Annotated in this window: 16 protein-coding genes and 1 riboswitch; of the genes, 8 read left to right on the forward strand and 8 right to left on the reverse strand. The window is 73.0% G+C overall.

What is annotated here, in order from left to right; all coding sequences use genetic code 11:
* Nucleotides 1-16 precede the first annotated feature (16 nt).
* Nucleotides 17-1,567, reverse strand: coding sequence for a UDP-N-acetylmuramoyl-L-alanine--D-glutamate ligase (murD, locus tag ABIA35_RS19515; protein WP_370358802.1), 1,551 nt, complete (start codon nt 1,565-1,567; stop codon nt 17-19).
* A gap of 111 nt (nt 1,568-1,678) precedes the next feature.
* Here murD and ABIA35_RS19520 point away from each other — a divergent pair, with 111 nt between their 5' ends.
* Nucleotides 1,679-3,853 carry a cell wall-binding repeat-containing protein gene (locus ABIA35_RS19520; RefSeq protein ID WP_370358803.1) on the forward strand — a complete coding sequence of 725 codons (2,175 nt, stop codon included), beginning with the start codon at nt 1,679-1,681 and terminating at the stop codon, nt 3,851-3,853.
* Between the two features lie 32 nt (nt 3,854-3,885).
* Here ABIA35_RS19520 and ABIA35_RS19525 read toward each other — a convergent pair whose 3' ends face one another.
* Nucleotides 3,886-4,857, reverse strand: a complete 972-nt coding sequence (locus tag ABIA35_RS19525; protein WP_370358804.1) for an ADP-ribosylglycohydrolase family protein — start codon at nt 4,855-4,857, stop codon at nt 3,886-3,888.
* Between the two features lie 82 nt (nt 4,858-4,939).
* Here ABIA35_RS19525 and ABIA35_RS19530 point away from each other — a divergent pair, with 82 nt between their 5' ends.
* Nucleotides 4,940-5,545 carry a TIGR03086 family metal-binding protein gene (locus tag ABIA35_RS19530; RefSeq protein ID WP_370358806.1) on the forward strand — a complete coding sequence of 202 codons (606 nt, stop codon included), beginning with the start codon at nt 4,940-4,942 and terminating at the stop codon, nt 5,543-5,545.
* A gap of 19 nt (nt 5,546-5,564) precedes the next feature.
* On the opposite strand, the gene ABIA35_RS19535 is transcribed toward ABIA35_RS19530, so the two are convergent.
* Both ABIA35_RS19535 and ABIA35_RS19540 read right to left on the reverse strand, forming a co-directional pair.
* The gene (locus ABIA35_RS19535) at nt 5,565-7,328 is read right to left on the reverse strand and encodes a gamma-glutamyltransferase family protein (protein ID WP_370358807.1); all 1,764 of its coding nucleotides are present in this window, start codon (nt 7,326-7,328) and stop codon (nt 5,565-5,567) included.
* A 22-nt stretch (nt 7,329-7,350) separates the two neighbouring features.
* On the reverse strand, nt 7,351-7,968 hold the full coding sequence (locus tag ABIA35_RS19540) for a TetR/AcrR family transcriptional regulator (RefSeq protein ID WP_370358808.1): 618 nt from the start codon (nt 7,966-7,968) through the stop codon (nt 7,351-7,353).
* Between the two features lie 104 nt (nt 7,969-8,072).
* Between ABIA35_RS19540 and ABIA35_RS19545 the strand changes: the two genes are divergently transcribed.
* Nucleotides 8,073-8,495, forward strand: coding sequence for a nuclear transport factor 2 family protein (locus ABIA35_RS19545; protein ID WP_370341378.1), 423 nt, complete (start codon nt 8,073-8,075; stop codon nt 8,493-8,495).
* Between the two features lie 43 nt (nt 8,496-8,538).
* Here the strand turns inward: ABIA35_RS19545 and erm are convergent, their stop codons facing one another.
* The 3 genes from erm to ABIA35_RS19560 all read right to left on the reverse strand — a co-directional run bounded on the left by erm (nt 8,539) and on the right by ABIA35_RS19560 (nt 14,509).
* Complete coding sequence (gene erm, locus ABIA35_RS19550; protein WP_370358809.1) at nt 8,539-9,315, reverse strand: 23S ribosomal RNA methyltransferase Erm; 777 nt, start codon at nt 9,313-9,315, stop codon at nt 8,539-8,541.
* Nucleotides 9,316-9,577: 262 nt separating this feature from the next.
* A complete protein-coding gene (cobN, locus tag ABIA35_RS19555) occupies nt 9,578-13,288 on the reverse strand; it encodes a cobaltochelatase subunit CobN (protein ID WP_370358810.1) in 3,711 nt (1,236 codons plus the stop codon).
* A 43-nt stretch (nt 13,289-13,331) separates the two neighbouring features.
* Nucleotides 13,332-13,472: riboswitch (cobalamin riboswitch) on the reverse strand.
* A 77-nt stretch (nt 13,473-13,549) separates the two neighbouring features.
* Nucleotides 13,550-14,509: a cobalamin biosynthesis protein gene (locus ABIA35_RS19560; RefSeq protein ID WP_370358811.1), complete on the reverse strand. Its 960-nt coding sequence runs from the start codon at nt 14,507-14,509 to the stop codon at nt 13,550-13,552.
* A 103-nt stretch (nt 14,510-14,612) separates the two neighbouring features.
* Here ABIA35_RS19560 and ABIA35_RS19565 point away from each other — a divergent pair, with 103 nt between their 5' ends.
* Together ABIA35_RS19565 and ABIA35_RS19570 are read left to right on the forward strand one after the other, a co-directional pair.
* Nucleotides 14,613-15,353 (forward strand): COG4280 domain-containing protein, encoded by a 741-nt coding sequence (locus ABIA35_RS19565; protein WP_370358813.1) that lies wholly within the window; start codon nt 14,613-14,615, stop codon nt 15,351-15,353.
* Nucleotides 15,341-15,541, forward strand: a complete 201-nt coding sequence (locus ABIA35_RS19570; RefSeq protein ID WP_370341383.1) for a hypothetical protein — start codon at nt 15,341-15,343, stop codon at nt 15,539-15,541. Before ABIA35_RS19565 ends, ABIA35_RS19570 begins: the two co-directional genes overlap by 13 nt.
* Nucleotides 15,542-15,644: 103 nt before the next feature.
* Here the strand turns inward: ABIA35_RS19570 and ABIA35_RS19575 are convergent, their stop codons facing one another.
* Complete coding sequence (locus ABIA35_RS19575; RefSeq protein ID WP_370358814.1) at nt 15,645-18,092, reverse strand: beta-glucosidase; 2,448 nt, start codon at nt 18,090-18,092, stop codon at nt 15,645-15,647.
* A 256-nt stretch (nt 18,093-18,348) separates the two neighbouring features.
* On the opposite strand from ABIA35_RS19575, the gene ABIA35_RS19580 reads away from it, so the two are divergent.
* The 3 genes from ABIA35_RS19580 to ABIA35_RS19590 all read left to right on the forward strand — a co-directional run bounded on the left by ABIA35_RS19580 (nt 18,349) and on the right by ABIA35_RS19590 (nt 21,279).
* Nucleotides 18,349-18,855, forward strand: a complete 507-nt coding sequence (locus tag ABIA35_RS19580) for a hypothetical protein (protein WP_370358815.1) — start codon at nt 18,349-18,351, stop codon at nt 18,853-18,855.
* Between the two features lie 224 nt (nt 18,856-19,079).
* A complete protein-coding gene (locus ABIA35_RS19585; protein WP_370358816.1) occupies nt 19,080-20,795 on the forward strand; it encodes a sigma-70 family RNA polymerase sigma factor in 1,716 nt (571 codons plus the stop codon).
* Nucleotides 20,796-20,856: 61 nt separating this feature from the next.
* On the forward strand, nt 20,857-21,279 hold the full coding sequence (locus tag ABIA35_RS19590) for a DUF3151 domain-containing protein (RefSeq protein WP_370358817.1): 423 nt from the start codon (nt 20,857-20,859) through the stop codon (nt 21,277-21,279).
* The last annotated feature ends 90 nt before the right edge of the window (nt 21,280-21,369 follow it).

Below are 21,369 nucleotides of genomic sequence, written 5' to 3' on the forward strand. Positions count from 1 at the left end.
TCCCCCGGCTTCCTGCCTACTCGCCGGATTCCGCGGCATCCCCGGATTGCCCGGCGTCTCCGGCGTCCCCGCCGTCCCCGGATTCCCCGGCCTCCCGCGCCTTCAGCTCCCGCACCGCCTCGGCGAAGACGTCCCCGCGCTGTCCGTACGACGTGAACATGTCCATCGACGCGCACGCCGGCGCCAGCAGCACCGTGTCCCCCGACACGGCCATGGCGCGCGCAGCGGCCACCGCCTCGGCCATCACCTCGGCGGCGCGCTCCGGGCCCGGGCCGCCGAGGTCGACCACCGGAACCTCCGGCGCGCGGCGGCGCAGCGCCTCGGCGACCAGGTGGCGTTCGGCGCCGAACAGGACCGCGCCGCGCAGCCGCTTGGCGTGCCGCTCGACCAGGTCGTCGAACTCCGCGCCCTTGGCCAGGCCGCCGGCCAGCCAGACCACGTGGTCGTAGGCGCCGATGGAGGCCGAGGCGGCGTGCGGGTTGGTGGCCTTGGAGTCGTCGACGAAGTCCACGCCGTCCGTCGTCGCGACCCAGGCGATGCGGTGCGGCTCGGGCCGGAACTCTCGCAGCCCGTCGCGCACCGCCGTGGGCTCCACGCCGTAGGCGCGGACCAGCGCGGCGGCGGCCAGCGCGTTGGCGATGTTGTGCGGGGCCTGCGGTTCGACGTCGTAGACGGTGCCCAGCTCCGCGGCGCTGGTGCGGCGGTCGGGGATGAAGGCGCGGTCGGCCAGGATGCCGTCCACCACGCCGAGCATCGACAGCCCCGGCGCGCCGAGCGTGAACCCGATCGCCCGGCAGCCCTCGACGACCTCGGCGTCCTCCACCAGCCGCACCGTCTCCAGATCGGCGGCGTTGTACACGGCGGCGACCTGGGTGTTCTCGTACGCCCGGCCCTTGGCCGCGACGTAGTCGGCGTACGACCCGTGCCAGTCGATGTGGTCCGGCGCGATGTTGAGCACCACCGAGGCCAGCGGACTGAGCGTGGAGCTCCAGTACAGCTGGTAGCTCGACAGCTCGATGACCAGCACCTCGAACGGCTCCCCGGCCTCGCCGGCGGCCTGCCCCCGCAGCACCGCGTCGAGCACCGGATACCCGATGTTGCCGCAGGCCACGACGTTCTTCCCGGCCTGCTTGAGCATCGACTCGGCCATCCGCACCGTGGTGCTCTTGCCGTTGGTCCCGGTCACCACCAGCCAGGGTGCGTAGCTCCCGTCGGCCAACGGAGCCCGCAACCGCCACGCCAGCTCCGCGTCGCCCCAGATCGGCACCCCGGCCTGCCGCGCCGCCGTCACGATCGGCGCCGAAGGAGGCATCCCCGGGCTGACCACCAGCAGCTCGGTCCCCTCGGGCAGGGTCTCGTCGTCGCCCAGACGGAGGGTGGCACCCTGCGCGGCGGCCTGCGCGGCCCGGCTGGTCGTCACCTCGTCGTCGTACCGGTCGATCAGCGTCACCCGCGCCCCGCGCGCCAGCAGCGCCGCCGACGCCGACAACCCGACGACCCGGGCTCCGACGACGGTGACGGCGGCGCCGTCGAACTGCACAGGACCAGAGGCGGCGAAGGGGTTCATGGCTCAAAGCCTATTGGGTCTCATGTGATGTTGACGCGGTGATCACCGCGGCTGTAGAACCTGCTCGGCTGTTCGAATGTCTACGATCCCGTGGGGGGATGAGCTGTGCCTGTGCGTTCTCGTCGTGTCACCTTGTCGGCCGTTTCGGCGTTGGCCGTGCTGGCCGCGGGGACCGCGGGGGTGGTGTCGCTGTCGTCGGGGGCGGCTCAGGCCACCGAGCCCGGGGCGGACGGCGTGATCGCCACCGAGAGCGGCACCAACCTCGTGGAGCAGAACGCGGACGGCACCGGGCTCAAGACCCTGGCTCCGCCGCCCGGCTCCCCGGCTCTGTCCGCCTCGCAGCCGGCCTGGTCGTCCGACGGCTCGATGCTGGCCTGGAAGAACATGGAAGGCGACTGCGGGATCTACCTGAGCCCGGCGGATCTCAGCTCCGTGACCGGGCTGTCGGGGGCGAACTACACGGCCTGCTACGGCGAGAGTCCGACTTGGGCCGACAGCAACAAAGAGATCGTCTACAGCCTGTTCGAGGTACCGGGCACCACTGTGTGGTACCAGCTGTACCAGGCCCCGGTCTCCGCCGACAGTGGTCCGGCCGGGCCGTTGTTCAGCACGGACACGGGGTTCAACGACACGTACCCGCGTGCCGTCGGGAACCTCATCGCCTTCACGCGCACGCCCCGGTCCGGGACGAACCTCGTCCCCCAGGTCTGGATCTACGACACCACGACCAGCTCGGCCCACCTCGTCGTCGACAACGCGCAGGACGCCGACATCTCCCCGGACGGCAAGAGCCTGGTGTTCACCCGTCCGGGTTCGCAGGACCTGTTCACCTCCGCCGTCGACGGCACCGGGGTCAAGCAGCTGACGACCAACGGCGCGACCGTCCAGCACCAGTTCCCGGTCTGGTCGCCGTCCGGCACGAAGATCGCGTTCGACAACGGGACGAACAGTTCTGTCCTGGATGTGGCCGGCGGGACCGAGACGGTGCTGACCGGCAGCGGACGGAACCCGCAGTGGCAGCCGATCAACGCCTCGGCGCCGACGCCGCCGACGGGGAGTCCGTCCACGACGCCCCCGACCACCCCGCCTCCGACGACCCCGCCGAGCACGACCCCTCCCACGACGCCGCCCTCGACGCCGCCGTCGACCCCGCCGTCCTCGCCGCCGCCCACCAACCCCGGCCCGCCGCAGGTCCCGTTGGTCCAGCGCATCGCCGGCACAGACCGCTTCGACACCGGCGTGAAGACCTCCCGCCTGCTCTGGCCGGACTTCGCGCGGCCCTCGCCGATCCACGCCAAGGCGGTCGTGCTGGCCACCGGCGCCTCGTTCCCGGACGCGCTGGCCGGCGGGCCGCTGGCGCACGCGGCCCAGGGACCGCTGCTGCTCACCGACCCGCACACGCTGACGCCGGAGACGTTCGGCGAGATCATGCGGGTCCTGCAGCCCGGCGGGACCGTGTACGTGCTCGGCGGCACCAGCGCGGTCAGCCCGGCGGTCGCCGCGGAGCTCAGCGGGGCCGGCTACCACGTCCAGCGGCTCGGCGGCACCGACCGCTACGCCACGGCGCGCGTCATCGCCGACGAGATCGAGCGGCTGACGCCGACCCCGGCCGGCCAGAGCCAGGCATTCGTCCTGGCCACCGGCACGACCTTCGCCGACGCCCTGTCCGCGGGCCCGCTGGCCTCCCTCGGCGGCCTGCCGATCCTGCTGTCCGACGGCCCGGCCCTGGACCCGGCCACCCGCGCCTACCTCTCCGGCAAAGAGGTGCTCCCGGTCGGCGGCCCGGCGTACCAGGCCGCCGGCTTCGCCCCGGACCCGGGCCAGGAGTGCGGCGACCTGGCCGGCCCGGACCGCTACGCCACCAGCGCGGCCGTGGCCCGCTGCATCGCCGCGGTACGCGCCGACGCCGGCGTACCCGCCTCGATCTTCACCGGCGTGGCGACCGGCACGAACTACGCCGACGCCCTCACCGGCGGCGCCTTCCTGGGCATGTTCGGCGACCCGCTCCTGCTCACCACCCCGCAGACACTGTCCGCCCCCTCGGCCGCCTTCCTGGCCTCGGAGAAGCAGACCGTGGGCCTCGTCGAGATCTTCGGCGGCCCGAACGCGGTCTCCGCAGGCGTCGAATCCTCGATCGTGAACCTGCTCGGCGGCCGGGAACTGGCCCCGCTGACCGCCCCGGCCGGCCAGCCGGCCCCGGCCCAGAGCCTCGGCTCGGTGCTGGGACTCTCGACCCGCCCGGCGCAGCTGCGAGGGCTGCACACGGAGGCGGCCCCGCTTCCGTAGCGCAGGTCGAAGCAAGCAGGTCGAAGCGGCCGTCAGAGCCGGCCGACTCCCGGAAGGGACGCGGCCAGCTCTTCGGCCAGGGCGACCAGGTCCGGATACCGCAGGACCCGGTCGCCCCACCCGGGCACGGGAACATGCAGCGGGGCGGTCCAGCGCGCGGGGATCGCCCCGATCCCATACACGGCACCGGCCAAGCCCCCGGTCACGGCCGCCACGGTGTCGGTGTCGCCGCCGAGGTCGATGGCGGCGCGCAGGGCCGAGGGGTAGTCCGGCGTGGTCCGCAGCGCCCACACCGCAGAAGCCAGACACGGCCAGACGGCGCCGTTGAACTCGGTGGCCATGCTCGGATGCCAGTCGGGCGCCAGGATCGCGGCGTAGCGGTCGCGGTGGTCGGGATGGATCTGGGCGACGACGTCGGGCAGGGCAGCAAGGGGGTCCTGGCCGGCGAGTGCGAGGCGGATCAGTTCGTGGAAGACCGCGGTGCCCTCCCAGGCCGCGCGGTCGCCGTGGGTCAGAGCCGCGATACGCCGTGCCGCGTCCATCGTCGCCTCGCGACCCGCCGGTGCGAAGTACACCGCCGAGGTCGAGGCCCGCATCAGGGAGCCGTTGCCGGCGGCGTGGCCGGTGATCCAGAAGTGCCGACCGGCCGCACTGTCCCAGGGGTCGCCGCTGGTCAGGACCGCCTCGGTCTGCAGGCCGATGTCCTTGGGCTCGCCGGCCGCCCAGCGCTGGAAGCGTTCGAAGACGTCCGAGGGGTCCAGGCCCCCGCGCCCCAGCAGCGAGTCCGCGACCAGCACCGCCATCTGGGTGTCGTCGGTCGCCTCGCCGGGATCCCAGCCGCCCCCGCCGCGCATCTCGTCGGGCTGCGGTTCGCCGAGCGGATACCTCGCGGAGAACACTCCGGCCGGCCCGAACTCGAACGGCGCGCCCAGCGCGTCGCCGACCGCCGCCCCGACCACGGCTCCGATCGCCCGCGCCGTCCGCCGACCCTCGCTGTGCGTCACCCGCGCATCCTAAGCGCCAGCTCAAGCCCGCTTCACGCGCTTTTGAGTGGACCGCCCCGGCGGACCGGCGGATCATCGGGGCATGACCGATATCAGGGATCTCAACGCTCGCGCGGTGCGCGACAGTATGGACGTTGTTCGGCAAGTGCAGGTCGGTGACCTGGGGCGGCCCACGCCGTGCGAGGGTTGGACGCTCGCGGATCTACTGGGGCACATGATCGTGCAGCACCGGGGGTTCGCGGCGGCGGCTCGGGGGGACGGCGCCGAGATGAAGCACTGGGAGTTCGCGCCGGCCGGGGATGATGCCGTGGAGCAGTACCTGGCGGCTTCGGAGGAGGTGTTGGCGGCTTTCGCGGCGGTCGGGGAGGAGTTGGACGCCGTCTTCGATCTGCCCGAGTTCAAGATCGATCCGCCTCGCTTCCCGGCGAGCAGAGGGATCGGTTTCCACTTCATCGACTACGTCGTGCACGCCTGGGACGTCGCCGTCACCCTCGGCGTCGACTACGAGTTGCGGCCGGAGCTGGCGGACGAAGCGCTGCGGATCACGCTGGCCGTGCCGAACGGCGACAACCGGACCATCGACGCGGCCGCCTTCGTGCCCGCGTTGGACATCCCCGAGGACGCCTCCACGCTCGACCACATCCTGCTCTACCTCGGCCGCACGCCCGGCTGGCGCCCGGCTGCGTAACGGCTGCGTAAAGAGGCTTCTACCGCCCCACCGCATACCCCTGCATCCCCCGAGGATTGGCCGCCCCGCGCACCAACCCCCGCTCCGGATCCCGCCCGACCGCGCACATCCGCCCCAGCGACCAGTCCTCCGACACCACCACCTCGTGCCCTCGGCGCCGCAGTCCGTCCAGGACCGCGGCGCCGAGCCGGGCCTCGGCCACGATCCGCCCCGGGTAGGCCGGCCGCGGATAGAACGACTCGGGGAAGTGCGAGGTGTGGAACGTCGGCGCGTCGATCGCCTCCTGCAAGTTCATGCCGGCGACCACGTGGTTCAGCACGAACAACAGCTGCCACTGGTCCTGCTGGTCCCCGCCCGGCGATCCGAACGCCAGCACCGGCTCCCCGCCGCGCAGCGCCAGCGTCGGCGACAGCGTGGTCCGGGGCCGCAGCCCGGGTGTCAGGGTGCTGGCAAGCCCGTCCCGCAGCCACGTCATCTGCATCCGCGTCCCCAGACAGAACCCGAGCGCGGGGATCACCGGCGAGGAGTGCAGCCACCCGCCGCTGGGCATCGCCGCGACCATGTTCCCCCACCGGTCCACGACGTCCACATGCACCGTGTCCCCCCGCGCCTCCCCACGCCGGGCACCGGAGGCGACCGGCTCCCCGGTGGAAGCGTCGACCGGTATCGGCAGATCCGGACGCACCGGCAGCACCGGCACCCGCCCCCGCGGCGATCCCGGACGCAGCTCCAGCGAAGCGACCTCCCCGATCAGCGCCCGCCGCTCGGCGTTGTACTCCGAAGACAGCAGCGCATCCAACGGCGTGTCGAAGCCGTCGCCGTACCAGGCCTCGCGATCGGCGAACGCCAACTTGGCACCCTCGACCACGCGATGGACGAAGTCCACGCTCCCCGGTTCGAGTTCCTGCCCCCGCAACAAAGCCAACTGCTGCAACAGAACCGGCCCCTGCCCCCACGCACCGGTCTTGCAGAACGTATAGCCGCCGAAGTCGTAGCGCACCGGCTCTTCATAAGAAGGCTGCCATGCCGCCATATCAGCACCCGTAATCACCCCGGCATGGTCCGACCCGGAGGAATCGCGCCACGCCGTCCGCGCGAAATCATCGACAGCCTCGGCGACAAATCCCTGCCGCCACGCGTCCAACGCGGCGTCGATCCGCGCCTCGCGCGTGGACCCGGACGCGTCCGCCAAGCGCTGATAGGTGGCAGCCAGCATCGGATTCCGGAACACCGAACCCGCAGCCGGAACCTCCCCGCCCGGAAGGTACACACCAGCGGACGTCGACCAGTACTGCCGGAACATCGGCTCGATATCCGCAATGCACTGCGATATCGCCGGAGTGACCGGATATCCGTCCCGCGCATAGCCGATGGCGTAAGCCAGAACCTCCGCGAGCTCCATACTCCCCTGGTCGCGCAACAGCGTCAGCCACGCCGGCACCGCCCCGGGAACAGCCGCGGCCAGCAGCCCAGAACCCGGCACCAGCCCCAACCCGAGATCGCGGTAGCGCTGCACGCTCGCCCCGGCCGGCGCCACACCCTGCCCGCACAACACAGTCGGCCGCTTGTCGTCGCCGCGCGCGAAGATCACCGGCAGGTCCCCGCCGGCCCCGTTCTGGTGCGGTTCCACGACCTGCAGTACGAACCCCGCGGCCACCGCCGCGTCGAACGCGTTCCCGCCGCGCTCCAACACCGCCATGCCCGCCGACGCGGCGAGCCAGTGGGTACTGGACACCATGCCGAATGTGCCGCTGAGCTCCGGACGTGTGGTGAATGCCGTCATCGCCGCACCCTCCTGTCGGCTATTACCCTAGGCGCGGGCGCAGCCCATCCGCCACCAACCCGGCGACCCGGGGCACGTCCCCCGACGGCGCGGCGCGCGCGGCGGCGATCGCGCCGATCACGAGCGCGTGCAGGTCCTCGACGTTCACGTCGGGGCGCACCTCGCCGGCTTCCTGCGCGCGGCGCAGCAGATCGGCCAGGGCGCCCTTCAACTCCCCGGCGATGCCGGCGGTCGCGGCCCGGATGTCTATACCGTGGCTGGTCAACGCCTCGGCGAGGTCCATCTTGTCCTGCGCGTCGACGGTCATGGTGAGGAAGAACCGGTAGAAGGCCGGCCCCGGGTCGGGCTCGGCCAGCGCGGCGCGCACCTCGGCCAGCATGGTCTCCATGCGGGCGATGAGCACCGCCGCCAGCAGTTCCTCCTTGGTCGGGAAGTGCCGGTAGACCGTGCCGGCGCCGACTCCGGCGCGGCGCGCGATCTCGTCCAGCGGCACCGCCGGACCCTCGGCGGCGAACGCCTCGGCCGCCGCCTGGAGCACCCGGGCACGGTTGCGGCGCGCGTCGGCGCGCAGCGGCCGGTCGGCCAGACCCTGGCCGCCGGCTCTGTCAGCCCCCACCTCGGTTCTCGCGGACCCGTTCACAGCGCCAGCGTAGACCCCCTCGACAACCGGGGCGCCCGCCCCGTATCGTTCCGGACAGCGAACCGGGGCGCTCGCCCCACTTAGCTTTCCGTCAGGAGAACCGCATGTCCGAGCACGTCCGCACCACCCGCGAAACCATCGAGCTCATGCTGCGCACCGCCGTCGAGGGCAGCCGGGACGACCTGGCCGACCTCTACGCCGCGGACGTCCTGGTCACCAATCCCTTCGCGCCGGAGGGCCTGCGCGAGTCCCGCGGCAACGAGGCGCTGCGCGGGCGGATGAAGAACTTCGCGCAGTACCTGGACTACACGGAGATCAAGAACGTGATCCTCTACGAGACCGTCGACCCGCAGGTCGCGGTCGTGGAGTTCACGGTCGTCGGCACGCTCGTGCCCACCGGCGAGAGCTTCGAGCTGCCCTCGATCAACGTGGTCCGGGTGGTCGACGGCCTGATCGCCGAGTCCCGCGACCACAGCGACGGGACGCGCACGGCCAAGCTGCTGGAGTCGATCCAGGCCGCGGCCTGACCGTTGCGCCAGACCGCCACGCCCAAGCAGTCCGCCTGATCCCTCAGCCCCGCACCAGCTCCCACAACCGGGCCCAGTCCTCGGCCTCGAGATCCTTGGGCAGGGCCCGGCCCGGGAGCCGGCTCCATCGGATCCACTCGCGCAGATCGGCCCGCGGCACGCGGCCGGTCCGCCCGATCATCTCCTCGACCCCGCGTCCCGGCGCCTGGAAGACCTGCTTCACAAAAGCCTGATACCCGGGCCGGCCCTGCACCAGCGGCACCGGACGCCGCCACATCGTCAGCAGCCCGGCGTCCACCGACGGCACCGGCCGGAACGCGGAGGCCGGGATCCGCCGGACCAGCCCGAAGTCGTACCAGGGCCACCACGACGCGGTCAGCATGCTGGCCCCGCCGACCCCGGCCCGCCGCCGCGCCACCTCCCACTGCACGATCAGCACCGCGCTGCTCCAACCGCGCTCGGCCAGCAGCTTCCTGAGGATCGCGGTCGTGAGGTGGAACGGGACGTTGCCGACGATCGTGTGCGGCGCGGCCGGGAAGCGATACCGCAGGACGTCGGCGCAGACCACGTCCACCCGCGGCCCGGACCGCGCGGCCAGCCGCCGCGCCCGCCGCGGATCGATCTCCAGCGCCGTGAGCGGCCGGTCCAGCCGGGACAGCGGGCCGGTCAGCGCGCCGTCGCCGGCGCCGAGTTCGATGATCGGACCCTCGGTATGGTCCCGGACCAGGCGTTGAATCTCCGCGATCAGTGCCCTGTCTGCCAGAAAGTTCTGGCCCAGTTCCTGGCGCCCGCCAAATGAAGAAGTCTTTGAGTAGTGCATGTGCTGCTCCGCGGCATTCTCGCGATCGAAGCCGGGCAGCCATGCATTTCAGTCAAGCACTGTGCGGCCGCACCGGCGGGGACTCGGATGCGGCGGGAATCGCGGATCAGGGGATCGGCTACCCGCCGTCAGACGCGGGTGCGGATGAAAATCGCGTTGCAACACATGATCACGGAGCCTAGCAAGGACCGGACGGGAAACGCCCGCCATTTTCGGGCGCCGCCGCGGGTGTCCGCGACGGCGCTCGGCGAACAGGTGTCCCCTACTCCCCTTCGAGATCGCCTTCGAGCTCGCCCTCGAGTTCCAGGAACACCTGGCGCAGCCCGTCCAGCGTCTCGGCCTCCGGCTCGGCCCACAGCCCGCGCTCGGCGGCCTCCAGCAGCCGTTCGGAGATCCCGCGCAGCGCCCAGGGGTTCGAGCGCTCCATGAACGCGCGGTTCGTCTCGTCGAACACGTAGGTCTGCGCCAGCTGCTCGTACATCCAGTCGTCCACGACCCCGGCGGTGGCGTCGTAGCCGAACAGGTAGTCCACGGTCGCGGCCAGCTCGAAGGCGCCCTTGTAGCCGTGGCGCTGCATCGCCGCGACCCACCGCGGGTTCACCACGCGGGCCCGGAACACGCGGTGCGTCTCCTCGGCCAGCGTCCGGGTCCTGACCGCCTCCGGCACCGCCGAGTCGCCGACGTAGGCGGCCGGCGAGGTCCCGGTCAGCGAGCGCACCATCGCGACCATGCCGCCGTGGTACTGGAAGTAGTCGTCGGAGTCGACGATGTCGTGCTCGCGGTTGTCCTGGTTCTTCGCCGCGACCTGGATGCGGCGGAAGGAGCTCTCCATGTCCCCGCGGGCCTCGCGGCCGTCCAAACCCCGGCCGTAGGCGTAGCCGCCCCAGACCGCGTAGACCTCGGCCAGGTCGGCGTCGGTACGCCAGTCGCGGGCGTCGATCAGCGGCAGCAGACCGGCACCGTACGCGCCGGGCTTGGAGCCGAAGACGCGCGTGGTGGCCCGGCGGCGGTCGCCGTGCGCGGCGGTGTCGGCGTCGGCGTGCGCGCGCACGTAGTTGTCCCCGGCGGCCTCCTCGAGCTCGGCGACGGCCTGCACCGCGTCGTCGATGAGCGCGATGACGTGCGGGAACGCATCACGGAAGAACCCTGAAATGCGCACGGTCACGTCGATGCGCGGACGTCCCAGCTCGCCCACCGGCACCACCTCGAACCCGGTGACCCGCCGCGAGGCCTCGTCCCACACCGGACGGCAGCCCAGCAGGTGCAGGATCTCGGCGATGTCGTCGCCCTGCGTCCGCATCGCCGAGGTGCCCCAGACGGTGAGCCCCACCGAGCGCGGGTACTCGCCGGTGTCGGCCAGATGGCGCGCGATCAGCGACTCGGCGAGCGCCACTCCGACGTCCCAGGCGTTGCGCGAGGGGATGGCCTTGGGGTCGACGGAGTAGAAGTTGCGGCCGGTCGGCAGAACGCTGACCAGGCCGCGGGTCGGCGCCCCGGAGGGGCCGGCGGGGATATAACGGCCGTCCAGGGCGCGCAGGACGTTGGCGATCTCGTCGGTGGTGCGGGCCAGGCGGGGGACGAGTTCGGTGGCGGCGAAGCGCAGGACGGCGGCCACCGCTTCGGCGGAATCGGCAAGCACCGCATCGCAGATCCCTGGCACAGCCGTCGGATCCCAGCCCGCCGCCGCCAGCGCGTCCACGAGCCGCCGGGCCAGCTTCTCCAGCAGGTCCACGGCGTCGGATGCCGACCTCGCGGGCGCCTCACCGTCACCGGCCAGCGCGACCAGCAGCTCCGGCACCTTCACCGCCGCCCCCGGCTCGGCCAGCAGCACCTGCTCGTCCAGCCCGACGAACTCCGCCAGCGCCTGCCGCAGTCCGGTGACCGCCCCGTTCACCCCGCCGAAGACCTGCTTGGCCCGCAGGATCGCCAGCACGTCGGCGACCAGTTCCTCGCCCTCCGGGGCGCGGCCCAGGATGTGCAGCCCGTCGCGGATCTGCACGTCCTTGATCTCGCACAGATAGCCGTCCAGGTGCAGCACGAAGTCGTCGAAGTCGTCATCAGTGGGCTGACGGTCGACGTCGCCGTGCAGGATCGAGGCGAGGTCGTGGTGCAGCTGCGCGGCCCGGATCAGGGTCCAGATCTGCGCGCGCACCGCCGGTGTCTTGTCCGGGTCCAGCGCCTGCACGGTCGCGTACTCGTCGAGCAGCTGCTCCAGCTTGGCCAGGTCGCCGTAGGTGTCGGCGCGCGCCATCGGCGGCATCAAGTGGTCCACGACGGTGGCGTGCCCGCGCCGCTTGGCCTGCGTGCCCTCGCCGGGGTCGTTCACGATGAACGGGTAGACCAGCGGCAGCTCGCCGAGGACCGCGTCGGGGGCGCAGGACTCCGACAGGCCCAGACCCTTGCCGGGCAGCCATTCCAGCGTCCCGTGCTTGCCGAGGTGGACGACGGCGTCCGCGCCGAAGCTGTGCTCCAGCCAGCGGTAGGCGGCCAGGTAGTGGTGGCTCGGCGGCAGGTCCGGGTCGTGGTAGATGGCGATCGGGTTCTCGCCGAAGCCGCGCGGCGGCTGGATCATCAGCAGGATTTTGTCGAACTGGAGCGCGGCCAGGACGATGTCCTCGCCGTCGACGTACAGCGAGCCGGGCGGCTCGCCCCAGTGCCGGCGGATGCCCTCGCGCAGGTCTTCGGGGAGTGTGGCGAACCAGGACTCGTAGTCGCGCAGCGGCACGCGCGCCGGAGCCGCGGCCAGCTGCTCCTCGGTGAGCCACTCGACGTCGTGTCCGCCGGCCGCGATCAGCCGGTGGATGAGCTGGTCGCCGTCCTCGGGGAAGTCGCCGACGGTGTAGCCGGCTTCGCGCAGCGCCGTGAGCAGGCGGACGGCGCTGGCCGGCGTGTCAAGGCCGACGGCGTTGCCGACGCGCGAGTGCTTGGTCGGGTAGGAGGACAGGACCAGCGCGAGCTTCTTGTCGCGGTTGGGGATGCCGCGCAGGGCGGCGTGGCGGTAGGCGATGCCGGCCAGGCGCGCGGCGCGTTCGGCGTCGGCGACGTAGACGGGGATTCCGGCCGAGCCGTTCTCCTTGAAGGAGAAGGGGACCGAGATCAGCCGGCCGTCGAACTCGGGGATCGCGACCTGCATCGCGGCGTCCATCGGGGTGAGCGCGGCGTCAGAGTCCTGCCAAGCCCGGCGCGAGGAAGTGAGACAGAGTCCTTGGATGACCGGGATGTCCAGGGCGGCGAGGGCGCCGACGTCCCAGGCGTCCTCGTCACCGCCGGCGCTGGCGTCCGCGGCGGTGGCGCCGCCGCCGGCCAGGACCGTGACGATCAGGGTGTCGCAGCGGCCGAGCAGTTCCACGAGCCCCCGGCCCGCGTCCTCGGACAGGCCGCGCAGCGAGCCGCAGTAGACGGGAAGCGCGTTGGCGCCGCGGGTTTCGAGGGCGTCGGCGAGGGTGTCGACGAAGGCTGTGTTGCCCGAGAGCTCGTGGGCCCGGTAGAAGACGATGCCGACGGTCGGGCGGCCCTCGCGCTGCTCGCGTTCGCGCTCGCGCTCGGCGTGGATGCCGAACTCCGGCATGGCCTGCGGCGCCTCGAAGCCCTCGCCGCCGCCGAGGACGGTGTCGGTGAGGAAGTTCGCCAGCTGCGCCAGGTTCGCCGGGCCGCCGGCGGTGAGGTAGTTGAGGGCGTCGGCCACCACGCCGCCGGGAACTGTAGAGAGCGCCATGAGTTCGGCGTCCGGCTCGGCCTCCCCGCCGAGGACGACGGCCGGCAGCCCGGCCGCGGCGACCTCCTCGACCAGCCAGCGCCACGGCCGGTGCCCGCCGAGCAGCCGCAGCACGGCGACGTCGGCGTCACGCAGCAGGGGCGCCAGGGACTCGGCGTCCAGGCGTGCGGGGTTGGCGGTGACGTAGGGCGCGCCGCACGCGTGGGCGGCGAGGAGCTCGGTGTCGGCCGTGGACAGCAACAGAACGCGCGCGGGCATGCGACGGCACTTCCTCTCGCGGAGTCCGCGCTCCGCCTCGGGCTGATGGGTAGGGACGGCAGGCAGTTCCTGGCTCGCGGACCGTGGTCCGCTCACAGTTGCGGGACAGCGCCCGATTCGCACGGGCTTCCTGGACTGTCGTCTTGGTGGACAGTGTGCCAGATCCAGCTTCAGCGCAGTCGGTCCTGTCGGTCCCGCCGGTTCCTGCCAGTCCTGCCAGTCCTGCCAGTCCTGCCAGTCCTGTCTGCCCAGGCAGCCCTGTCAGCGCAGTCGGCGTGCGCGGCGGCGCGGCGCGAAGACGTCGGCCAGACGCGCGGCGGCCACGGCCGAGGCCAGCCCGACTGTGGCCGACAACACGGCGGCCCGGCGGATGTCGGCCACGCGCGGCGCCCGGCCGGTCCCCATGACCGGCCGGTGTTCGACGACGTCGCCGTAGGTGTTGGTGCCGCCCAGGCGCACCCCCAACGCGCCGGCGGCGGAGGCCTCGCAGCGTCCGGCGTTGGGGCTGGGGTGCTGCGCGCCGTCGTGTCGCAGGACCCTGAGCGCGCGCACGGGACTGCCGCCGACCACCGGCGCCGCCGCTACGGTCACGACGCCGGTGAAGCGCGCGGGGACCCAGTTGAGGGCGTCGTCCAGGCGCGCGGAGGCCCACCCGAAGTTGAGGTACTTGGCGTTCCGGTAGCCGACCATCGCGTCCAGCGTGTTCGACGCCCGATAGGCCAGCAGCCCGGGAATCCCCGCCACCGCGCCCCAGAACAGCGGCGCGACCACCGCGTCCGAAGTGTTCTCGGCGACCGACTCCACCACCGCCCGCGCGATCTGGTCGGCATCCAGGCCGCGCGGGTCGCGCCCGCACAGATGCGGCAGCCGCTCCCGCGCGGCGGCGAGGTCCCCGGCCCGCAGCGACTCGCCGATCGCGGACGCCTCGCGGCGCAGCGACGTCCCGCCGAGCACGGTCCACGTCGCGGCGGCGGTCAGGACGGCTCCGGCCACCGGCCGCCGCCCGGCCCTCTCAGCTGCGACGCCCAGAGCGGCCGCCCCCGACACCAGCACCCCGGCATATGCCGCGCCGGCAACCCGCGAGTCCGCATAGGCGATCCGCCGCAGTCCCGAGGCCACCCGCCCGAAGCCCGCCACCGGATGCCCGCGCCGCGGATCCGCGAAGTACCAGTCGGCCGCGAAACCGAGTACCAGCCCTACCGCCCGGGACGAAGATCGCATGGCGCCAATGTAGCGGCGCGCCACCGCGCACCCCACCAAGCCCCCACGCCGCCCGAGATCGCTCGTCCCCGTGATCCCACCGCCCCGGCGCTACCCTGGGCACGTGGGAACCGCCTTCCTGCTCCTGTCCGTCTTCCTCGCCTGCGCCGTCGAGGCCGTGGAAGCACTCACCATCGTGCTCGCGGTCGGCCTGACCCGCGGCTGGCGCTCCACGCTCCAGGGCGTCGCGGCGGGGCTGGTGCTGCTCGCGGCGGTCGTGGCGGCGCTGGGGCCGGCGCTGACCGTGCTGCCGCTGACGGCGTTGCGGCTGGTCGTCGGCGGGCTGCTGCTCACCTTCGGGTTGCAGTGGCTGCGCAAGGCGATCCTGCGCGCCTCCGGCTACAAGGACCTGCGCGACGAGGCCGCCGCCTACCAGCGCGGGGTCGCCGCCGCGCAGGCGGCCGCCTCGGACAAGAAGTCGCTGGTCGCCGACTGGTACGCATTCACCCTCAGCTTCAAGGGCGTCGTGCTGGAGGGCCTGGAAGTCGCGTTCATCGCCCTGACCTTCGGCGCCAACCAGCACGACCTCCCGCTCGCGGCCGTCGCCGCGGTGGCGGCGGTGCTCACCGTGTGCGCGGCGGGCGCCGCGATCAAGGCGCCGCTGGCGCGCGTACCGGAGAACACGATGAAGTTCGCGGTCGGCGTGATGCTCACCGGCTTCGGCGTCTTCTGGGGCGCGGAGGGCGCCGGCGCCGAGTGGCCCGGCGGCGACGCCGCGCTCCCGGCGGTGCTGGCCTACGTCCTGCTCGTCGCGCTCAGCGCGGTCTGGGTCCTGAAACGGAGGCGCGCGGCGTGGGCAGGCTGAAGGCCTTCGGGCTGTTCTGGTACGACTTCGTCGTGGGCGACGATCCGCTCGTGGCCGTCCTGATCATCGCCGCCCTGGCCGGCACCGCCGTGCTGAGCACGCACACCACCGCGTCCTGGTGGCTGCTGCCGGTGGTCGTCAGCCTCGCCCTGGCCGCGACGCTGGCCCGAGCCGTGCGCGGGAAGTAGAACCAGAGGTCGAACCAAGCCGGAATCCGCAGCAGCCGCCTAGAATCCGTGTCGCCTGGGATCCGAGCCGCTTAGGATCCGAGCCGCCTGAGATCCGAGCCGCCTAGGATCCGGTCATCTCCACCCGCGTCCGCAGCCGCTCGTCCCACGCCGAGCGCGCCGCGATCAGCTCCCGCACTCCCGCGCGGACCCGCCACACCCCCAGCTCGCGGTCCCACCGCGCCAGCACCCGCACCGGGATCGTGATCGGGACGGTCGCGATCTCGTTCGGCGCGGCCAGCGTCGAGCCGAACGCGACCAGCCGCCGGGGGTCGCAGGCCTGGTCCGCGTCCTCGCCGGCCAGGTAGATCTGCACCACCTCGCGTCCGATCCGCGCGCCGGTGTTCCGGACCCGCACCGCGAGCTCGACGTCCCCGGCCGCCGTCACCGCGGCCGTGATGTCCTCGTACTCCCAGGTGGTGTAGCCCAGGCCGTGGCCGAAGGGGAACGCCGGGACGATGTCAGCCTTCGCATACCCGCGGTAGCCGAACATCGAGCCCTCGGCGTAGACGATCTTGCCGTCGACCGGCCGCGTCGCCAGCACCGGCGCGTCGGCCGCGGTCTTGGGGAACGTCGTGGGCAGCCGGCCGCCGGGCTCGACCGCGCCGGTCAGCGCGTCGGCGATGGCGTAGCCGCCCTCCTGCCCCGGGAACCACGCCCACAGCACCGCAGGCGTCAGCGCGCGCCACGGCATCTCCACCGGCGCCCCGGCGTTCACCACGACGATCGTGCGCGGGTTGGCCTGCGCCACCGCCGCGACCAGGTCGTCCTGGCGCCCCGGCAGCTTCAGGTCGGTCCGGTCGAAGCCCTCGCTCTCCACCTCGTCGGTGGTCCCGACGATCACGATCGCCACGTCGGCGGCCCGCGCCGCCGCGACCGCCGCCTCGAACAGTTCGTCGGCCTCGGGACCGGGCGCTCCGTGGTGCAACCCGAACATGGCGACCGGCAGGTTCTCGTCGACCTGCACGACCGCCTCGATGCGCACGGTCCCGGGGTCCAGCTCCACCTCGACCCGGTGCTCCGGCGGCTTGACCAGGCCCTCGGTCGGATCCGCGCCCTCGGTGGGGCTCAGCGTGATCTTCATGGGCGCGTTGTCGCCGATCACCAGCCGGAACGAGCCGAGGCCGGACACCGAGAACTGGTGGTTGCCGGGGTCGGCGACGGCCACGTCGGTCCGGACCCGGATCCCGGCGGTGCCGGCCGGCAGCCCGCCGAGGAACACGAACCGCGAGGTCTGCCGCACCTCGCTGCCGAGCACGTCGCCGGCCGGGTCGATGAAGTCCACCCGCAGACCGGCGTGCCCGGTGTCCGGGTCGGTCGCGGTCCGCGGTGTGAGCAGCGGCAGCAGCCGCTGGGTGACGACGCCTTCGGCATGCTCCACGGTGACCATCGGACCCAGGGCCTCGGTCAGCGCTGTCAGAGGGCTGATGATGTGAGGCGGGTTCACGTGCGCGGAGCCGCCGCCCTGCGCGGTGAGCCGCTCGGCGTTGGGCCCGATGATCGCCACCCGCGACACCGAATGCGGGTTCAGCGGCAGCAGCGGCTCCTCGCCGGCGTTCTCGTTGCGCAGCACCACCATCGCGCGCGCCGCGATGTCGCGCAGCTGCGCGGCGGCGTCGTCCGGGGTGGTGACCGGCGGCAGCGGGTCGGCACCGTCCAGGAACCCCGTGCGGTCGGCCAGGCGCAGGAGTCGCAGGACCTTGTCATCGATCACCGTCTCGGCGACCTCGCCCTTGCCCACCGCCGCCGCCAGCGCCTCGCCCCACGGCCCCTGCGGCCCGGGCATCACCACGTCCAGCCCGGCGTTCGCCGAGGCCGCCGCCGATCGCGTGGCGAACCAGTCGGAGACCGCGACGCCGTCGAAGCCGAGGGTGTCCTTGAGGATCCCGGTGATCAGCGGCTCGTTCTCCGTCATGGTGACGCCGTCCACGGAGTTGTAGGCGGCCATCACCGACCAGGCGCCGGCCCGCACCACGGCGTCGAAGGGGACGAGGTACACCTCGCGCAGTGTCTCGGCGTCGATCTCGGCGTCGTAGGTCATGCGGTCGGTCTCGGACTCGTTGCCGATGTAGTGCTTCGCGGTCGAGGCGACGCCGGCGCTCTGGACGCCGTCGACGAAGGCCGCTGCGACAACCGCGGTGAGCACCGGGTCCTCGGAGTAGCACTCGAAGTGCCGGCCGCCGAGGGGGCTGCGGTGCAGGTTGACGTTCGGCGCCAGGTGCCAGGCGACGCCCTTGTCCCGGGCCTGCGCGCCCATCAGCGCCCCGGCGCGCCGGACCTGTCCGGGATCCCAGGTGGCGGCCAGCGCGGTCGGGTTCGGGAACAGCAGGGACGGATCGCGCTCGTCCCACGTGGTGCCGCGCACGCCGGCCGGGCCGTCCGACACCAGGATCTTGCGCAGCCCGATCTCCGGGACCGCGCGCAGCGACCAGAAGTCCTCACCGGTCAGCAGCGCGACCTTCTGCTCGAGCGTGAGGCGTCCGAGGAGTACGGCCAGCGCCTTGTCGTCCATCACAGCTTCCCTTTCGAACGTTTCAGCGACACGCGGGCGCGCCGGGACCGCCGCCGCGCCACGGGCGTCACCGCCGATCATCCGGCGCGGATCCGGCGGCGCAACCCTTGTCCCTCTTACCCGCGCATCCGGGTGGATCAGGCGGGTCAGGTGGTAGCCGCGGAATTCACCGCCAAACCCGCGTAATGAAATCTCCCGAACCCCGTCTCTTCTGCGAGGGGCCCTTTCACTGGGGTCCCGCGTGAGGGAGGCGACGATGGTGACCGAGAACGGCCGGGCCGAATTGCGGGGGCTGTACACCGACCCCGCCCAACCGCTGACGATCGCGGTGGGACAGGCCTTCGACCTGGTGAGCATGCCGGCGGCCGTCGGGCACGCGGCGCTGACGGCGCTGCGGGCCCGCAGAGTGCGGCTCGGTCCCGTCGTCGCCGACTCGCGGAGGTCCGTGATGAGGGTGGGGTTCCTGGTGGCCCCGGATGGCACGGGGCACGACCCCGGGCACGCGGAAGCTTTGGTCGGGCACGCGGAGGCTTCGGTCGGGCACGCGGAATCCGCGGCGCTGCGCGACTGGGCCGGCCGATTAGGCGGGGCCCTCGGCGTGCGCGTCGGGGGCCGGGGCTCGACCGCCACCTTGCCGCCGCTGTTGCCGTGGCGCGGGTGGCTGCACTGGCTTGTCCCGCCGGGCGGCGCCGCATTGTTGTGGACGCCGTCCGGCGCGCTGCTGTCCGTGCTCTCGGAACGGACAGGGGCTCGAACCCTGTAGGAAAAGGGGAAACAGCCCGCATCGGCCGCCGGTGCGGGCAGTGTCAACATCCTGAGTTCATCCGGTCGGGTACATCGCACTCGTATTAGCGCACGAGCGACTGTGCAGTGGTCCAAGCTGTGTCCCCGGCCCGCACACCAGGCGCCACCTCCCCGGTGTCGCGCGCCAGTCATCGCTTTTGACCATGAGTTGACTGAGTCGACGCCGACGCTAGGAGGCCGTCCGTGCCCGTCCCCGGGGAGCAGCAGCACCCACCGACCGACGCCGAGCTGATCGCCATGGTGCGGGCCGGCGACCGGCGCGCGTACGGGCCGCTGTACGAGCGGCACCGGCGCGCGGCGCTGCGCGTGGCCCGCCACCTGGCCCGCGACGAGGCGGCCGCGGACGACCTGGCCGCCGAGGCGTTCACCCGGGTGCTGGCCGCGATCGACCGCGGGAACGGCCCGGACGAGGCCTTCCGGGCGTATCTGTACACGACGCTGCGGCGCACCGCCTTCGACTGGGCCGAGTCGGCCAAGCGCGTCCGGCTGGTGGAGAACATCGCCGAACTGGAGGTGACGGCGGCGCCGGTGACCGGCGCGGACCGGGACCCGCTGGAGGAGGCCTTCGACCGGCAGATCACCTCGCGGGCCTTCCACTCGCTGCCGGAGCGCTGGCAGATCGTGCTGTGGCACCTGGAGGTGGAGGGCGAGACGCCGACCGAGGTGGCACCTCTGCTGGACCTGTCGCCCTCGGCGGTCTCGGCGCTGGCGTACCGGGCCCGCGAGGGCTTACGCCAGGCGTTCTTACAGGAGCACCTGTCCGAGACGGTGGACGAGGGATGCAAGCCGTACGCGCGGCGCCTGGCGGCGTTCGTGCGCGGCAAGCTGAGGACGCGCGAGCACACGAAGGTGGAGCGGCACCTGGACACGTGCGCCGAATGCACCGGGCTGTACCTGGAGCTGCTGAAGTTCAACGAGTCGCTGCCGGAGGTGCTCTCGCCCCTGGTGTTCGGGTCCGCGGCGGCGGCGAAGATCATCGCCGGGGTCGCGCTGGGCACCCTGGCCGGCGCGGGGATGATGGCCACGTCGGCGGGCACGACCGCGACGGTGGTCGGTGGCGGCGCTGCGGGGGCTGCGGGCGGCGCAGCTGGCGGCGCGGCCGGAGCGCTAGGCGGCGCGGCGGCCGGGGCTGCGGCCGGCGGCGCGGCAGCTGGAGCTGCGGGCGCGGCTGGCGGCGCGGCTGGCGGCGCGGCTGGCGGCGCGGCGGCCGACGGGTCGGCGAAGGCCGGCGCCCTGCTGGCGCGCTGGCTGATGCAGCTGCGCAAGGCCCGGACCCAGGCGATCACGATGGCGGCCGTCGCGGCGGTGGCGTGCGCGGTGCTGGCCTGGGGCATGTCGGGCGGCTCGGGGGCGCCGCCGCTGGACGCGCCGCCGTCCAGCGCACCGGCGGTCGCACTGCCCGCGCCGAAGCCGGTGGCCGGCGCGACGCCGTCGCCGAAGCCGCCGGCCCCGAAGCCCTCGAACCCGCCGGTGGTCCCGCCGCCGGTGCGGCACACGCCGATCGCGAAGCCGCCGGCACCCCCGCGGCCGCGTCCCACGCCGCCGAAGGCGACACCGACGCCGACGCCGGTTCCCTCACCGACTCCCACTCCGACTCCGACCCCGACCACACCGCCACCCCCGCCGCCCTCCCACCCGACGAGCTTGCCGACCCCCGCGCCGACCACGTCATCGCAGGAGCCGACGATCTGCGAGCTGGCCTGGCAGGCCTTGCAGGATCCGACGCCGGAGAACATCGAGCTGATCCTGGCGGCCCGCTGGGACCCGTTCTGCGTGCCGATGCCGTGGGTGGACTGGCCGCAGCTGCCGCAGCTGCCGGAGCTGCCCCAGTGGCCGCAATGGCCCCTGCCGACCGGCCACCACACGGGCCGACACGCCCTGCACCCCGAGGATCAGTAGCGGAACACGCGGCGGCACCGCCGAACCGGCCCACCCCCACCGGCCCGGGTAGCCTCTAGCCATGCACAAGGACCTCCTCGGCGCGCCGCCGCCGACCCAGCTCCCCGACGACGCCCCGGTGCGCGAGGCCCTGGCCGCGGGCACCGCCCCGGCCGACGTGGCCGCCGCGAACCCGGCGGCCCCGGCCGCGTGGGCCGCCCTGGCGGAGGCCGCCCTGGCCGCCGACGACTCCACCACCGGCTCGGTCACCGCCTACGCCTTCGCCCGCACCGGCTACCACCGTGGCCTGGACCTCCTGCGCCGCGCCGGCTGGAAGGGCCACGGCCCCGTCCCCTGGTCGCACGAGCCCAACCGCGGCTTCCTGCGCGCCCTGAACGCCCTCGGCCTGGCCGCCGAGCGCATCGGCGAGACCGAGGAGGCCGAGCGCTGCGCCACGTTCCTCGGCGACAGCGACCCGGAGGCTTTCAAGGTGCTGCGGGACTGATCAGCCCTTTACCGCTGAAGCACCTCCAAGCACACCAGAGCCCGGAACCGCAGTGGCACACGGTTCCGGGCTCCAGTACGAGCGGCGTCA

The sequence above is a fragment of the Catenulispora sp. MAP12-49 genome (assembly GCF_041262705.1).
GTDB lineage: Bacteria > Actinomycetota > Actinomycetes > Streptomycetales > Catenulisporaceae > Catenulispora.

Coding starts and splice junctions, on each gene's coding strand:
- murD (WP_370358802.1), bottom strand. CDS start 1,567: ATGAACCCCTTCGCCGCCTCTGGTCCTGTGCAGTTCGACGGCGCCGCC.
- ABIA35_RS19530 (WP_370358806.1), top strand. CDS start 4,940: ATGACCGATATCAGGGATCTCAACGCTCGCGCGGTGCGCGACAGTATG.
- ABIA35_RS19535 (WP_370358807.1), bottom strand. CDS start 7,328: ATGACGGCATTCACCACACGTCCGGAGCTCAGCGGCACATTCGGCATG.
- ABIA35_RS19545 (WP_370341378.1), top strand. CDS start 8,073: ATGTCCGAGCACGTCCGCACCACCCGCGAAACCATCGAGCTCATGCTG.
- erm (WP_370358809.1), bottom strand. CDS start 9,315: ATGCACTACTCAAAGACTTCTTCATTTGGCGGGCGCCAGGAACTGGGC.
- cobN (WP_370358810.1), bottom strand. CDS start 13,288: ATGCCCGCGCGCGTTCTGTTGCTGTCCACGGCCGACACCGAGCTCCTC.
- ABIA35_RS19560 (WP_370358811.1), bottom strand. CDS start 14,509: ATGCGATCTTCGTCCCGGGCGGTAGGGCTGGTACTCGGTTTCGCGGCC.
- ABIA35_RS19575 (WP_370358814.1), bottom strand. CDS start 18,092: ATGGACGACAAGGCGCTGGCCGTACTCCTCGGACGCCTCACGCTCGAG.
- ABIA35_RS19580 (WP_370358815.1), top strand. CDS start 18,349: ATGGTGACCGAGAACGGCCGGGCCGAATTGCGGGGGCTGTACACCGAC.
- ABIA35_RS19590 (WP_370358817.1), top strand. CDS start 20,857: ATGCACAAGGACCTCCTCGGCGCGCCGCCGCCGACCCAGCTCCCCGAC.